General features: G+C 74.4%; 13 protein-coding genes. 8 read left to right on the forward strand and 5 right to left on the reverse strand.

All coding sequences use genetic code 11. The annotated features are described in order from the left end of the window. Nucleotides 1–149: 149 nt before the first annotated feature. The 4 genes from AB0K60_RS07900 to AB0K60_RS07915 all read right to left on the reverse strand — a co-directional run bounded on the left by AB0K60_RS07900 (nt 150) and on the right by AB0K60_RS07915 (nt 6,821). Entirely contained in the window at nt 150–398 is a 249-nt protein-coding gene (locus AB0K60_RS07900; RefSeq protein ID WP_364049822.1) for a hypothetical protein, read from the reverse strand. 280 nt (nt 399–678) lie between these two features. Further along, the gene (locus AB0K60_RS07905; protein WP_364049824.1) at nt 679–2,997 is read right to left on the reverse strand and encodes a heavy metal translocating P-type ATPase; all 2,319 of its coding nucleotides are present in this window, start codon (nt 2,995–2,997) and stop codon (nt 679–681) included. After that, the gene (locus AB0K60_RS07910; protein ID WP_364049826.1) at nt 2,994–5,462 is read right to left on the reverse strand and encodes a cation-transporting P-type ATPase; all 2,469 of its coding nucleotides are present in this window, start codon (nt 5,460–5,462) and stop codon (nt 2,994–2,996) included. Before AB0K60_RS07910 ends, AB0K60_RS07905 begins: the two co-directional genes overlap by 4 nt. 471 nt (nt 5,463–5,933) lie before the next feature. Then, nucleotides 5,934–6,821 carry a universal stress protein gene (locus AB0K60_RS07915; RefSeq protein ID WP_364049828.1) on the reverse strand — a complete coding sequence of 296 codons (888 nt, stop codon included), beginning with the start codon at nt 6,819–6,821 and terminating at the stop codon, nt 5,934–5,936. A 196-nt stretch (nt 6,822–7,017) separates the two neighbouring features. Between AB0K60_RS07915 and AB0K60_RS07920 the strand changes: the two genes are divergently transcribed. The 8 genes from AB0K60_RS07920 (at nt 7,018) to AB0K60_RS07955 (ending at nt 13,919) form a co-directional block, all read left to right on the forward strand. Further along, nucleotides 7,018–7,719 (forward strand): CBS domain-containing protein, encoded by a 702-nt coding sequence (locus AB0K60_RS07920; protein ID WP_364049830.1) that lies wholly within the window; start codon nt 7,018–7,020, stop codon nt 7,717–7,719. Between the two features lie 3 nt (nt 7,720–7,722). Continuing rightward, nucleotides 7,723–8,331, forward strand: coding sequence for a CBS domain-containing protein (locus AB0K60_RS07925; RefSeq protein ID WP_364049832.1), 609 nt, complete (start codon nt 7,723–7,725; stop codon nt 8,329–8,331). A gap of 225 nt (nt 8,332–8,556) precedes the next feature. Further along, nucleotides 8,557–9,270 carry a CBS domain-containing protein gene (locus AB0K60_RS07930; RefSeq protein ID WP_364049834.1) on the forward strand — a complete coding sequence of 238 codons (714 nt, stop codon included), beginning with the start codon at nt 8,557–8,559 and terminating at the stop codon, nt 9,268–9,270. Nucleotide 9,271: 1 nt separating this feature from the next. Beyond that, complete coding sequence (locus AB0K60_RS07935; protein WP_364049836.1) at nt 9,272–10,396, forward strand: 4Fe-4S dicluster domain-containing protein; 1,125 nt, start codon at nt 9,272–9,274, stop codon at nt 10,394–10,396. Then, complete coding sequence (locus AB0K60_RS07940; RefSeq protein WP_364049838.1) at nt 10,393–11,295, forward strand: FAD/NAD(P)-binding protein; 903 nt, start codon at nt 10,393–10,395, stop codon at nt 11,293–11,295. Before AB0K60_RS07935 ends, AB0K60_RS07940 begins: the two co-directional genes overlap by 4 nt. Next, nucleotides 11,292–12,167 (forward strand): oxidoreductase, encoded by an 876-nt coding sequence (locus AB0K60_RS07945; protein WP_364049840.1) that lies wholly within the window; start codon nt 11,292–11,294, stop codon nt 12,165–12,167. Before AB0K60_RS07940 ends, AB0K60_RS07945 begins: the two co-directional genes overlap by 4 nt. After that, nucleotides 12,157–13,464 carry a Ni/Fe hydrogenase subunit alpha gene (locus AB0K60_RS07950; RefSeq protein ID WP_364049842.1) on the forward strand — a complete coding sequence of 436 codons (1,308 nt, stop codon included), beginning with the start codon at nt 12,157–12,159 and terminating at the stop codon, nt 13,462–13,464. Before AB0K60_RS07945 ends, AB0K60_RS07950 begins: the two co-directional genes overlap by 11 nt. Further along, nucleotides 13,461–13,919, forward strand: coding sequence for a hydrogenase maturation protease (locus AB0K60_RS07955; protein ID WP_364049844.1), 459 nt, complete (start codon nt 13,461–13,463; stop codon nt 13,917–13,919). Before AB0K60_RS07950 ends, AB0K60_RS07955 begins: the two co-directional genes overlap by 4 nt. Nucleotides 13,920–14,022: 103 nt before the next feature. On the opposite strand, the gene AB0K60_RS07960 is transcribed toward AB0K60_RS07955, so the two are convergent. Further along, nucleotides 14,023–14,184, reverse strand: a complete 162-nt coding sequence (locus AB0K60_RS07960; RefSeq protein WP_364049846.1) for a hypothetical protein — start codon at nt 14,182–14,184, stop codon at nt 14,023–14,025. Nucleotides 14,185–14,287: the final 103 nt, after the last annotated feature.

Here is a 14,287-nt window from a genome sequence, read left to right on the forward strand (position 1 = left end):
GGGTGAGTCACCCGTGAGTCACCCCGTCCCGCTGAATCCGTCCCGCTGAAGCTGTCCCGCTGAATGTCCAGCTGAATTCGTCGCGCTGACTTCGGGTGGGGCCGGGGCGTCCGGCGCTCGGGTACGGCGGCGTCCGGACCGGCCCGAGATCAGCTGTCCTGCGAGCCGGGTTCCTCCGCCTCAAGGCGATCGAGCAGTTCGAGCGCGGCGAGCCGTACCTCCTCGGGGGTGACGCCTTCGAGGACGGTCCGGGCCTCCGCCACGGTGCGCGTGGTCGCACAGGTGACGGCGACGGATCCCGCCGCGGCCTGCTGGAGCGAGCCGGCCGGCGCGTTGTCCGCGATCTCCCGCGCACTCGCGGCCAGATCGAGGTTCTCTCTGGTACCTGAAGCGCTCAATGGTTCTCCTTGGAGACATGTGGGACGCGCATCGTATCAGGGCGCGTACCTGCCGTTTCACTGTCACCCTGCGCCCTTTACCCATCATGCGGAACGGCGGGCGGACGGCGGGCGGGCCGAAGCGCCACCGCGCACGGCCGCCGGGCCGCCGGTGGGCGCGGCGGCCGCGCGCCGCCTCGCCGCCGCGGCCTCCCGCCTTCGGGCGTGTCGCCGCAGTGGTCAGGCGCGGGGTCAGGCGCGGGGTCAGGCACAGGGTCAGGCACGGGGTCAGGCGCGGCGGTCAGGCGTGGGATGCGTCCTGACCCGGCTGGCCGGCCAGGGAGAAGTAGGCCTCCTCCTCTTGGGCGAAGTGCAGGAGCAGCACGGCGTGCAGGCCGTACAGGCAGGCGCGCAGGTCGTCGAGGCGCTCGGGTCGCAGGCCCGTGTCCTCGGCCGCCTCCAGGTGGCGTCCCAGGCGGCCGACCAGGCGCTCGATCTCCGCGTGCGCCCTGCTCATGGTGGCGGTGACCTCGGCGCCGCCGAGCAGGCGGCCGACCGCCGGGTAGAGCCGCTGCTCCTCGGCGCGCTCGTGCGGGAGCAGGTCGTCGACGAGGAAGCGGCGGACCTGCCGCAGTTGCGGCAGCACCGCGTCGGGCGGGTCGGCGCCGAGGCGGTCGGCGACCTCGCGCAGCAGTTCGAGGGGCGGGCGCAGGGTGAGGTGCTCGTGCTCGAAGGCGCGCAGCATCTCCTCGGTGGGCTCGTCCACCTTGGTGCCGGTGCCCTTGGCCGGATGCAGCGCGCGCAGCGCGTTGAGGATCACGGCGACGTCGATGGCCTCCTGCAGCAGCGCGCCGGCCGCCGGGGGCAGCAGCCCGGCCGCCGCCGCGGCCATGGCGGCGATGGACAGCGCCATGCCGGCGGCGGCGCTCTGTACGGCGATGCGGCGCGAGCGGCGGGCCACGTCCATCGCGTCGGCGAGCCGGTCGATGCGGTCGCCGGTGAGCACGACCTCGGCGGCGCCCGCGGCGGCGGCCGAGCCGCGTGCGCCCATCGCCACCCCGACCTGGGCGGCGGCGAGCGCGGGCGCGTCGTTGATGCCGTCGCCGACCATGACCGTGACGGCCTGCGCGGCCTCCTCGCGGACGGCGGCGACCTTCGCCGCGGGCGGCCGCTCGGCCAGCACCCGGTCCACGTTGAGCACGGTGGCGACGCTCTCGGCGACGTCGGCGCGGTCGCCGGTGAGCATGACCACCCGCTCGATCCCGGCCCGGCGCAGGCGGCGCAGGGTGCGGGGCGCGTCGGCGCGGACGGCGTCGCGCAGCAGGATCACTCCGGCGGTGTCGCCGTCCACCGTGACGAAGACCGTCATCGCGCCGTCAAGGGCGGCGCGGGCCCGCTGGGCGCGTTCCCAGCCCTCCCGCACGCCTCGGGCCTTGCCCACGCGCACGGCGTGCTCGCCGACCATGCCCTCGGTGCCGGTTCCGGGCTCCTCGTGCACCCCGTACGGCCGGCCGAGGGTGAGCCCGCGCTCGGCGGCGGCGTGCACGATCGCGTGCGCGAGCACGTGCGAGGAGACCTGGTCGACGGCGGCGGCCAGGGCCAGCACCTCGTCGGGATCCCGGCCGGGCACCGGCACCACGTCCACCACCTGGGGACGGCCCGAGGTGAGCGTGCCCGTCTTGTCCAGCACGAGCGTGCGGGCGTGGCCGAGGGTCTCAAGCGCGCCCCCGCCCTTGGCGACCACGCCGTACCTGGCCGCCCGCGACAGGCCGGCGGCGATCGCGGCCGGGGCTGCGAGCAGCAGCGGGCAGGGGGTGGCGACGACGAGCACGGCCACGGCCCGCACCGGGTCGCCGGACAGCAGCCAGGCGGCTCCGGCGAGCAGCAGCGTGGCGGGCAGGAACGCGGCGGCGTAGCGGTCGGCGATCCGGACCACCGGGGCGCTGTCGGTCTCGGTCTGCTCGGCGAGCCGCACCACGGCGGCGTAGGTGCTCTCCTCGGCGGTGCCGGTGGCGACGATGTCGAACGGCGCGCCGGCGTTGATGACGCCGCTGCGCACGGCCTCTCCGGCGACGCGTTCGACCGGCACCGACTCGCCGCTGAGGGCCGACTCGTCGAGCAGGGCCGTGCCCTCGCGGACGACGCCGTCCACCGGGACGATCTCGCCGCTGGGGACGAGCAGGGGGTCGCCGCGGCGCACCCGGTCGACCGGCACGGTCTCGACGGGGCCGGAGAAGGCGCCGTCGGCGCCGCCCCGGTAGCGGCGGGCGGTGCGGGGCGCGCGCTCGTACAGGGCGGTGAGGTCGCGGCGGGCCCGGCGCAGGGCGTACTCGTCCAGGGCGCGGCCGGTGGCGAGCATGACGCCGATCACCGCGCCGGCGAAGTACTCCCCGACGGCGAGCGATCCGCCGAGGGCGAGCACGGCGATGGCGTCCACGCCGAGGCGGCCCTCGCGCACGGTCTCGACGACCCACCAGATCGCGGGCAGCAGCGCGACCGCGGTGCCGCCCGCCCAGATCGCCTGCGCGGCGGTCGCCGCGCCGAGCAGGTGGGCGGCGCCGCCGGCGAGCAGCGCCCCCACGGTGAGCACGAGCAGGACGGTGATCGAGCGGCCCCTCATGACGCGGCGGCCCTCCTTCCGCGAACCAGGTCGCACAGCGGCGGGGTGACAAGCGCGGCGGCCAGCGCCATCGCCCACCCGGCGGGCGGCACGGGCACCAGCGCGAGCGGGGCGCCGAGCACGGGCACCAGGGTGACGAGGGTCTGCAGGGCGGCGGCGCCGAGGACCGCGACCATCACGGTGCGGCCCTGCCACCAGCCGCGTTCGAAGGTGTGGCGGCGGGCCCTGGCCACGTAGGCGAGGGTGAGCCGCGCGAAGACCAGGGTGAGCACCGCGACGGTGCGGACCTGCTCGTCGGTCCAGCCGAGGCGCCGGGCGACCTCGACCGCGGCGAGCGCGAGCAGGCCGACCAGCAGCGCCCGTACGGCGACGCGCAGCAGCACCGGCAGCGACAGCAGCCCGTCGGTGCGCGGCCGCAACTTCAGCGGGTCGCCCGCGGGCCGGTCGGCGCCGAGGGCGATCGCCGGGATGCCGTCGAGCACCAGGTTGATCCACAGCAGTTGCACCGGCAGCAGCGGCACGACCAGGTCCGGCCACAGGAACAGCCCCGCGAGCACGAGGAAGATCTCCGCGAGGTTGCCCGCGAGCAGGTATCCGATCATCGAGCCGACGTTGTGGTGCAGCCGCCGCCCCTCGCGTACGCCGGTGACGATCGTGCCGAGCTCGCCGTTGGTGACGACCACGGCGGCGGCCTCGCGGGCCACGTCGGTGCCCTCGTCGCCGGCGAGCGCCACGCCGACGTCGGCCTGCCGCAGGGCGGGGGCGTCGTTGACGCCGTCGCCGGTCATGGCGACCACCTCGCCGCGTGCCCGCAGCGCGCGTACCAGGTCGAGCTTGGTGCTGGGGTCCACGCGGGCGAGCACGGCGGCGCGGCTCAGCTCGGCGTCGCGGTCGCGGTCCCGGCCGCGGTCGAGCGTCTGCTGGGTGACGACGGGGCCTGCCGCGATGCCGACGCGGTCGGCCACGACCCGCGCGGTGTCGGCGTGGTCGCCGGTGACCATGACCACCCGGATTCCGGCGTCCTGGCAGTCGGCGACCGCCCGGCGGGCCGAGGGGCGGATCTCGTCGCTCAGCGCGAGCAGGGCGATGGGCCGCAGGCCGTCGGCGTCCAGGTCGTCGGTCTCCTTCTCGGCCAGGGCGATCACCCGCAGGCCGCGCCCGGCCAGGTCGGGGACGGCGCGGGCGAGGCGGGCGGTGTGCTCGTCCCGGACGCAGCGGTCCAGTACGACCTCGGGGGCGCCCTTGACGGTGAGCAGCGGTCCCCGCGCGGTCTGGTCGACGACCGCCATGGAGCGGGTCGTCGCGTCGAACGGCCGCGCCTTCAGCCGGGTCTCCGCCGGGTCGCGGCGTACGCCCGCCTCGTCCGCGGCGGCGGCCAGGGCCACGTCCACCGCGTCGCCGAGGCCGCCCTCGGCGTCGTTGCACCGCAGGGCGGCCCGCCAGACGTCGGCCCCGGGCACGCTCACCCGGTCCACGACGGCGAGCCGGCCGGTGGTGAGCGTGCCGGTCTTGTCGCTGGCGATGACGGTGGTGGAGCCCAGCGCCTCGATCGCCGACAGCTTGCGCACGATCACGCCCAGGCGGGCCATGCGCTGCGCGCCGAGCGCCATCGCGGTGGTGACGGCGGCGGCCATGCTCTCGGGTACGGCGGCGATGGCGAGCGCCACCCCGGCGAGCACGATGTCGAGCAGGGCGGCGTCGCCGCGCGCCACCCGGGTGAGCCCGATCAGCACCATGAGCCCGCCGGCCGCGATCGCCAGGGCGCCGATGCGCTTGGACACCTGGGCGAGCTCCAGTTCAAGCGGCCCCTTCACCCGCTCGGTGGACAACGCGGTCGCGATGCGCCCCACCTCGGTGCCCTCGCCGGTGCGGGTCACCACGGCGGCGCCGGAGCCGCGCACCACCAGCGTGCCGGAGAACAGCTCGCCGTCCCGGTCGCCCACGGGCACGTCGAGCCCGGTCGCGCCGCCGGCGCGCTTGCCGGCGGACGCCGACTCGCCGGTGAGCACCGACTCGTCCACCGCCAGGCCGTGCGCCTCGACGATCTCGGCGTCGGCGGGCACCCGGTCCCCGGCGGCCACCTCGACGAGGTCGCCGGGCACCACCTCGGCGGCGGGGATCCGGCGGGGCGTCCCCGAGCGGCGTACCCGGGCCGTCGGGGCGGTGAGCGAGTGCAGCGCCCGCACGGCGTTGTCCGCCTTGACCTCCTGGCTCACGCCGATCACGACGTTGACGGCGAGGATGGTCATGATGGCGGCGCCCTCGGGCACCTCACGCAGCACCACGAGCGTCACCGCGCCGGCGATCAGCAGCAGGATCGACAGCGGGTCGGAGAGTTGACGCACGGCGCGCAGGGCCAGGCTCGGGCGCTTGGGCCGGGGAAGCTCGTTCGGCCCGTGCTCGCGCAGCAGCCGCGCGGCCTCGTCGTCCGTAAGGTCGCGGACGGTGCGAACGGCGGGTTTCATCGGGTCCGGCGAGGGGGCCGCCGGGGTCTCCCGGCGGGAGGATCGCTTCCCTGACGGACCTTTTCCGTTTGATACGGGTGGGGGTTGTCCGTCGCCTGCGTCGGCGGCGGAGGGCGAGAAGCGGCCTTCTTGCGCAGGAATCACGATTTCAGGGGATCATTCCCGCCGCTGGGGCGACCACTGCCGAAGGCCACCGGCCGATGGGACCTTGGGCACACGGCCGGGGCCGGCCCGTCCCGTGCCCGTGGGATGCCCGCCGTCGGCACGGCGTCGGCCCAGCGTCGGCCCGCCGTCGGTACGGCTTCGGCACGGCGTCGGGATCGGCGTCGGTACGCCGTTGGCACGGCGTTGGCACGGCGCCGCCACAGCGTCGGCCCGCCGTCGGTACGGCTTCGGCACGCCGTCCGCACGGCTTCGGCACAGCGTCGGCCGCCGGGGACGGGTTGGACCGGAGATCGTGCCGGGGCCGCGTCAGACGCCGCCCTGGCGGGGGCGGACGACGGCGACCGGGCAGTGCACGTGGTGCAGCACGCCGTGGCTCACCGAGCCCAGTACGGCCGAGCCCAGGATGTCCAGGCCGCGCGAGCCCACCACGACCAGGTCGGCCCGCTCGGAGGCGTCGCGCAGCGCGGGGACCGGATGGCCGCAGACGGTCGTCTCGGCGAGATCGACCCGCGGATACTTGCTCCGCCACGGGTCGAGCAGGTGCCGCGCGGCGGTGCGGCGGGCGTCGAAGGTGTCCTCGAAGACCGGGGTGTAGCCAAGGATCAGCGGGGAGAACGCGGGCGGCTGCCAGGCGTACAGGGCACGCAGCGTGCAGCCTCGGCGGGACGCCTCCTCGAATGCGTACTCCAGCGCCGCCTCCGACGTGGCGTCGGCCGTGTAGCCGACGACGATCTCGCCGTACACGGTGCCGGGCTCCTCGCGCACCACCACCACCGGAGCCGCCGCGTGACCGGCCACGCCCATGGTCACCGAGCCGAGCACCAGCCCGGCGAATCCGCCGAGGCCGCGGCTGCCGAGCACGATCTGCTCGGCCCGCGCCGACTCCGAGAGGAACGTCTCCACCACCCGGCCGGTGCGCAGCTCGGTGGTCACCTCGATGTCCGGCTCGCGGTGACGCGCCGCGTCGGCCGCGGCGTCGAGCACGCCCTGGCAGTACGCCTCGGGCAGCTCCTCGTGCTCGGAGATCTCCGGCCGCCTGCGCGCCTCGCGCCTGAGCTGGTCGTGCGCCCACGGCTCGGCGACGTGCACGATGCGCAGCGCGCATCCCCTGCGGGCGGCGTCGGTCGCGGCGTAGCGCACCGCCGCCGTCGCCGGCTCCGAGCCGTCCACGCCCACGACGATGTGTCCGCTCATGTGGCCGTCCTCCCTGTGGATACGCGAATGGACGCGTCCATTGCATCGTCTCGGGCCGCCGTACGGCAGTGGCCGAAAGGCCTTGCCACACGGGACTTCTGCCTATTAGCGACCGCGCCGCGACGCGCTGAGATGGAGGCAGGCAGGCGCGGGCCGCGACGCACACCCGGCCCGTGCGTGGTGAAAGGAGCACGCCATGCGCGTGAAGGTGAAGGACGTCATGACCGCCGACGTCGCGTCGGTGCACGCGGACACCTCGTTCAAGGACGTCGCCGAGCTGCTCATGGCCCGTGGCGTCAGCGCCGTACCCGTCGTCGACGCCGCGGGCCACGTCGTCGGCGTGGTCTCCGAGCTCGATCTCCTGCACAAGGAGGAGTTCAAGGACCAGTACTACCGTGAGGGCTACCAGCCGCCGCTGCGGGCGCGGCTGCGCCACCGCTTCAGCGAGGAGGGCGCCACCGCCGAGCGCAAGGCCCGTGGCGACACCGCCGGCGAGCTGATGACCTGCCCCGCCGTCACCGTCACGCCCGACACCTCGGTGGTGACCGCGGTGCGGATGATGGAGGGCCACGGCGTCAAGCGGCTGCCCGTCGTCGACGAGCAGGGACGGCTGCAGGGCATCGTCAGCAGGCACGACCTGCTCAAGGTGTTCGTGCGCACCGACGCCGACCTCGCCAGGGAGATCCGCGAGGACGTCCTCGACCGCCAGATCTGGGTGGAGACCTCCGGCGTCGCGGTCGACGTCGCGCAGGGCGTCGTCACGCTCAGCGGGCGGATCGCGCGGCGCAGCGAGGGGGAGATCGCGGTACGCATGGTCCAGCGGGTCAACGGCGTCGTCGACGTGATCGACAAGCTGACCTGGGACGAGGACGACACGCCGACCTGGGGCGGTCGGTAGCCGATGCTCGTCCGCGAGGTGATGACCAGCCCGGCGATCACGGTGTCGCCCGACGACGCGGTGCGCCGGGCCATCCGGATCCTGCACGAGAACGACATCACCGCGGCGCCGGTCGTGGACGCCGCCGGGGCGCTGGTCGGCGTGGTCAGCGAGATGGACCTGCTGCGCGGCGAGTTCGAGCCGGACCCCCGGGCCACCGCCCTGCCGCCGCGCCCGGTCGTCTCCTCCCCGCCGCGCCTGGTGGCGGACGTGATGACGCGGGACGTCGTCACGGTCACCGAGACGACCGACGCGGCCGTGCTCGTCGAGCTGATGGTGGACAAGCGGATCAAGAGCGTGCCGGTGCTGCGCGGCGATCGCGTCGTCGGCGTGGTCAGCCGCCGCGATCTGCTCGGCATGCTCGCCCGGCCGGACGAGGAGCTGCGGGCCGACGTGCTCGCCCTGCTAGAGGAGCATTTCCCGGGCGGTACGGCGTGGCGGGTGACGGTCGCCGACGGCGTCGTCGAGCTGGCCGGCCACGCCGGGCCCGATCGCGACGGGATCGCCGAGCTCCTCGCCCGGACCGTGCCGGGCGTCGTGCGCGTGCGCCACGTGGACGAGCCGGCCGGATGAGTCCTCGCGGAGATCGCCTCCGCCCGACCTCCTGCAGACCCCTTGTGCAGATCCCTGTGAAACCCCCTGTGAAAACCCTCTGTGAAAAACCCCACGTAAAGGCCCTATGGATGAGGCCCAGCGCCCCCGGGGCGCGGGACCTTCGGCCCTGATCGGACCGGTGGGCCCGCCGTACCGTGACGATCGTGAAGGACTTATGACCCCCGCCAGCCAGGGAGGCTCCAGATGCGCACCACAGTCAAAGACGTCATGACCACGCAGGTCGTGGCCGTGCAGGGGAACGCCACCTTCCACGAGGTGGCCCGGCTGATCATCGACAGGGGCGTCAGCGGCATGCCCGTCCTGGACGAGGACGGGAAGGTGGTCGGCGTGGTCTCCGAGGCCGACCTGCTGCACAAGGAGGAGTTCAAGGAGCGCTACTACCGCGAGGGCTACCGTCCCGCGCTGAGCGCCCGCCTGCGTCACCACCTCGGCAGCGAGGGCGACACCCGGCGCAAGGCGGCCGCGACGACGGCGGCCGAGCTGATGACGTCGCCGCCGTACGTCACCACCCCCGACTCCCCCGTCGTGCTCGCCGCCCGGATCATGGACCGGCACGGCGTCAAGCGGCTGCCGGTGGTGGACGCCGAGGGCCGCCTGGCGGGCATCGTCAGCCGCCGCGACCTGATCCGGGTGTTCGTCCGCAGCGACGAGGACCTGCAGGCGCGGGTCCGCGAGGACGTGCTCAAGCGGGCGCTCGGCCTCACCACGAACCTCGTCGAGATCGGGGTGACCGAGGGCGTCGTCACGCTGGTCGGCGAGGTTCCCCGGCGCAGCGAGGCCATCGCGGCCGGACGGCTCACCGAGAACCTGGACGGCGTGGTGGCGGTCGTGAACGAGCTCAGGTACGTCGAGGACGACACCGTGGCCGAGTCGCTGCCGGTGTGGGGCGGGGCCTGACATGACGGCCGCGCCGGCGTCCGTACGGCCCGGCGGCCGACCGGCCGGGCCGTACGCCGCGGTCGTGCTGCCCTCGCTCGACCGGCTCGTCGACGAGCTGCGGGCGCGCGGGTTCGCGGTGGTCGGGCCGGTCGCGCGGAACGGGGTCATCCGGTTCCAGGAGATCGCCTCGGCCGACGAGCTGCCCGCGGGGCGGGGCGACGAGCAGGACGCCGGGCGGTACCGGCTCACCGAGCGGGGCGACGGGCTGGTGTTCGGGTACGCGGCGAGCCCGGATTCGGCCAAGCGGTACACCCACCCTCCGCGTGAGACGTTGTTCCGCTTCCGGGACGGCGTGCCGGAGGAGCCGGAGCGGGAGGCGCCGAAGACGGCGCTGATCGGGGTGCGGGCCTGTGATCTGGCGGCGCTGGCCGTACAGGATCGGGTGTTCCTCGGCGGGCGGCACCCCGACCCCGCCTATCTCGCCCGCCGCCGCGCGCTGTTCCTCGTCGCGGTGAACTGCGCCGTGCCCGGCGGGACGTGCTTCTGCGCGTCGATGGGCACCGGGCCGAAGGCGACGGCCTGGTACGACCTGGCGCTGACCGAGTTGTCCGAGCCGCACCGGTTCGTGGCCGAGGTCGGGAGCGAGCGCGGGGCGGAGGTCCTCGCGGCGCTGGATTCGCCCCCGGCGACCGACGACGATCTCGCCGCGGCCGAGCGGGTGTCCGCCGAGGCCGCCGGGCGCATGGGCCGCGCCGTGGACCTCGACGGCGTCAAGGAGCGGGTGGCGGCGGCGCACTCCTCGCCGCGCTGGGCCGAGGTCGCGTCCCGCTGCCTGACCTGCGCGAACTGCACCATGGTCTGCCCGACCTGCTTCTGCACCACGGTCGAGGACGCCACCGATCTTGGCGACGGCACGGCCGAGCGGGTCGAGCGCTGGGACTCCTGCTTCACGCTCGGGTTCACCGAGCTGGGCGGGGCGCCGGTGCGCGGCTCCGGGGCCGCCCGTTACCGGCAGTGGCTGACGCACAAGTTCTCCACCTGGGTGGACCAGTTCGGCGGCTACGGCTGCGTCGGCTGCGGCCGGTGCGTCACCTGGTGCCCGGCCGGCATCGACATCACCGAGGAACTGCGGAGGCTGCCATGACGACGCCCGCCGCGCCCGTCACCTTCACCGCCCCCGAGATCGCCCCTGAGATGGCCCCGGGGATGGCCCCTGAGATCACACGGCATCCGATGACGCCCGTGCCGTACCGGGTGCGTTCGCGCCGCCCGGACCGGGCCGACACGGTCACGCTCACGCTGGAGCCGCTGGAGGGCTCGGCGCCGCCGTTCCTGCCCGGCCAGTTCACGATGCTGTACGCCCCGGGAGTCGGCGAGATCGCGATCTCGATCAGCGGGCGCGCCCGGTCCGGCGGGTACGTGCAGACGGTGCGGGCCGTCGGCGCGGTCAGCCGGGCGTTGTGCCGCATGCCCGTCGGCGCGGTCGTGGGCGTGCGCGGGCCGTTCGGGACGGCGTGGGAGCCGTCGGCGGCGGCCGGGATGGACGTGGTCGTCGCGGCGGGCGGGCTTGGTCTCGCGCCGCTGCGGCCGGTCATCCGCGAGCTCGCGGCGCACGGCGCCCGCTATGGGCGGATCAGCCTGATCGTCGGCACCCGTACGCCCGCGACGCTGATCTATCCGCGGGAGCTGGCCCGATGGCGGGACGAGAACGGCATCGACGTCCAGGTCACCGTGGACCATCCCGACCGCTCCTGGAAGGGGCCGGTCGGACTGGTCACCAAGCTGATCGACCGGGTCGTGTTCGAGCCGCGCCGCACCTACGCGTTCGTGTGCGGCCCCGAGATCATGATGCACGCGGTCGCGGCCGAGCTGGTGCGCCGTCACGTGCCGGCCGAGCGGATCGCGCTGTCGCTGGAGCGCAACATGAAGTGCGGCATCGGCCGCTGCGGGCACTGCCAGCTCGGCCCGCTGTTCACCTGCGTCGATGGGCCGGTGCTCGGCTATGACCGGGTGGCGCCGCTGCTGGGGGTGCGAGAACTGTGACCGCCGAGACGATCCACGCGAACCACACCGAGCAGGCCGTACGGGCGAGGGCGGCGCGGCGGCCCAGGCTCGCGGTGTGGAAGTTCGCTTCCTGCGACGGCTGCCAGCTCACCCTGCTCGACTGCGAGGACGAGCTGCTGTCGGTCGCGGCCAACGTGGAGATCGCCTACTTCCTTGAGGCGTCGAGCGCCCGGGTGCCGGGGCCGTACGACGTGTCCCTGGTCGAGGGCTCGGTCACCACGCCGCACGACGTCGAGCGCATCAAGCACATCCGCCGCGTCTCCCGGTTCCTGGTGACGATCGGCGCGTGCGCCACCTCGGGCGGCGTGCAGGCGCTGCGCAACCTCGCCGACGTGCGCGAGTTCGCCTCGATCGTGTACGCCAGGCCCGACTACATCGCCACGCTCGACCGCTCGACGCCGATCTCGGCGCATGTGCCGGTCGACTTCGAGCTGCGCGGCTGCCCGATCGACAAGGGCCAGCTGCTTGAGGTCATCGGCGCGTTCCTCGCGGGCCGCCGCCCGGTGGTGCCGCCGCACAGCGTCTGCGTGGAGTGCAAGGCGCGCGGCAACCCGTGCGTCATGGTGGCGCACGGCACGCCCTGCCTCGGCCCGGTCACCCAGGCCGGGTGCGGGGCGCTCTGCCCGGCGTACAACCGCGGCTGCTTCGGCTGCTTCGGCCCGATGGAGACGCCGAACACGGCCGCGCTCGACGGGCTGCTGCGTGCGCACGGCATGAGCGAGGCGGAGCTGGTCCGCGTGTACCGCACGTTCAACGTCGCCGCCGAGCCGTTCCGGCACGCCTCGGAACGCGCCGGGCACCCGCGGGACCCGCGGAACGCCGGAGAACAGGGGGCCGAAGGTGACGCATAAGACGATCAAGGTGGACGGCCTGTCCCGCGTCGAGGGCGAGGGCGCGCTGCTGGTGCGCGTCCGCGACGGCCGGATCACCGATCTGAAGCTGCGCATCTACGAGCCGCCCCGCTTCTTCGAGGGCCTGCTGCGCGGGCGTTCCTTCGCCGAGCCGCCGGACATCACCGCCCGGATCTGCGGCATCTGCCCGGTGGCGTACCAGATGAGCGCCTGCCAGGCGATCGAGTCGGCCTGCGGCGTCGAGGTCACCGGCCCGCTGCGCGACCTGCGCCTGCTGCTGTACTACGGCGAGTGGATCGAGTCGCACGCGCTGCACATCTTCCTGCTGCACGCCCCCGACTTCCTCGGCTACCCCAGCGGCGTGGCGATGGCCGCCGACCACCGCGACCTCGTCGAGCGGGGCCTGTTCCTGAAGAAGACCGGCAACGACCTGCTGGCCGCCGTCGGCGGCCGGGCCATCCACCCCGTCAACGTACGGCTCGGCGGCTTCTACCGCGTCCCGACGCGCCGCGAGCTCGACGAGGTCGCCGAGCGCCTGCGCCGGGCCCGCGACATCGCCCTGGCAACCGTGTCCCTGGTCGCCGGGTTCGACTTCCCCGACGTGGAGCACGACTACCGCTTCCTGGCCCTGCGCCACCCGGACGAGTACGCCATCCTGTCCGGCTCGATCGTCACCGGCGACGGCCTGACCTTCGAGCCGCCCGAGTGGCCCGCGCACGTCGTGGAGGAGCAGGTCCCGCACTCCACCGCCCTGCACGCCCGCCTCGACGGCGTCCCCGCCTACCTGGTCGGTCCGTTGGCCCGCTACTCCCTTAACTCCGCGCAGCTCTCGCCGCTCGCCCGGGAGGCCGCCCGCGCGGCCGGGCTCGGCGACACCTGCCGCAACCCCTTCCGCAGCATCGTCGTACGCGCCGTGGAGACCCTGCACGCCTGCGACGAGTCCCTGCGCCTCATCGAGAACTACGCCGAGCCCGACGTCCCGTACGTCCCGGTGGAGCCGCGCCCGGCCGTCGGCCACGGCGTCTCCGAGGCCCCCCGGGGCACGCTCTACCACCGCTACCGCATCGACGAGCAGGGGCTCATCGCCGAGGCCGACATCGTCCCGCCGACCGCGCAGAACCAGCGCCGCATGGAACTCGACCTGCGCGACCTGCTCGCCCCGCGCCTCGACCTCCCCCGCGACGAGCTCGCCCACCTGTCCGAACGCGCCATCCGCAACCACGACCCGTGCATCTCCTGCTCGGCCCACTTCCTCGACTTCCGTCTGGAGCGGGACGACGCGCCCCTGACCCCATGACCGGCGCGGTCGTCATCTGTCTCGGCAACGACCTGCGCGGCGACGACGGCGCGGGCCTGGAGGTCGCCCGCCGCCTGCGCCCCCTGCTGCCCCCGGGGGTGGACCTGGTGGAGAGCGACGGCGACCCCGCCGAGATCATCGACGCGTGGCGCGGCAGGCCGTTGGCCGTCGTCGTCGACGCGGTCGTCTCGCACGCGCCCCCCGGAACCGTCCACCGCCACGAGGGCCTGGACCCGCCGGTCACCTCGCGCCACAGCTCCCACTCCCTCGGCCTGGCCGAGGCCGCGGCCCTGGGCCGCGCGCTCGGCCGCCTCCCCGATGCTCTGCTCTTCTACGGCATCGAAGCCGCCGACCTCACCCTCGGCGCTCCCGTGAGCCCCGCCGCGATGACCGCCGCCGAAGCGGTGGCGGACGCCGTCGCCCGCGCCCTCTCCGCCGCGCCCGACCGGCGGTGACCTTCCCGACAAAGCTGTGCGGGGAAAGGCGTCCGTGACAACGGAGCCGCCTCCGGCGGAAGGCTCCGCCGAAGGCGGCCGAGGTCGCGGGCCTGCCGACGGGTCATCGGCTCTCGGCCGACTGGATGCCGGAGCGGACGTTCTCGGCGGCCTGCTGCGGGCTGATGTCGGCGGCCTGCGCGGCGCGCTGCAGATCCTGTGCGGTGATGTTGGCGGAATTCCCGTGATCGTTGTTGGCCTCTCCGCAACCACAGCTCAGACACATGATGTACTCCCTTCGCCTGTGTCTCGCTTGACGTCTCGCTTGATTCGCCAAATGGGACGCGACGGTCGAATCCAGTCGCCCCTTCGACCCCTAACCAGGAGCC

It is taken from the genome of Thermopolyspora sp. NPDC052614 (genome assembly GCF_040678635.1).
GTDB lineage: Bacteria > Actinomycetota > Actinomycetes > Streptosporangiales > Streptosporangiaceae > Thermopolyspora.

Bases quoted from the DNA above. Each gene is read 5' to 3' on its own strand.
- AB0K60_RS07925 (WP_364049832.1), top strand. From the start codon at position 7,723: ATGCTCGTCCGCGAGGTGATGACCAGCCCGGCGATCACGGTGTCGCCC.
- AB0K60_RS07910 (WP_364049826.1), bottom strand. From the start codon at position 5,462: ATGAAACCCGCCGTTCGCACCGTCCGCGACCTTACGGACGACGAGGCC.
- AB0K60_RS07905 (WP_364049824.1), bottom strand. From the start codon at position 2,997: ATGAGGGGCCGCTCGATCACCGTCCTGCTCGTGCTCACCGTGGGGGCG.
- AB0K60_RS07920 (WP_364049830.1), top strand. From the start codon at position 7,018: ATGCGCGTGAAGGTGAAGGACGTCATGACCGCCGACGTCGCGTCGGTG.
- AB0K60_RS07935 (WP_364049836.1), top strand. From the start codon at position 9,272: ATGACGGCCGCGCCGGCGTCCGTACGGCCCGGCGGCCGACCGGCCGGG.
- AB0K60_RS07915 (WP_364049828.1), bottom strand. From the start codon at position 6,821: ATGAGCGGACACATCGTCGTGGGCGTGGACGGCTCGGAGCCGGCGACG.
- AB0K60_RS07940 (WP_364049838.1), top strand. From the start codon at position 10,393: ATGACGACGCCCGCCGCGCCCGTCACCTTCACCGCCCCCGAGATCGCC.
- AB0K60_RS07930 (WP_364049834.1), top strand. From the start codon at position 8,557: ATGCGCACCACAGTCAAAGACGTCATGACCACGCAGGTCGTGGCCGTG.
- AB0K60_RS07960 (WP_364049846.1), bottom strand. From the start codon at position 14,184: ATGTGTCTGAGCTGTGGTTGCGGAGAGGCCAACAACGATCACGGGAAT.
- AB0K60_RS07955 (WP_364049844.1), top strand. From the start codon at position 13,461: ATGACCGGCGCGGTCGTCATCTGTCTCGGCAACGACCTGCGCGGCGAC.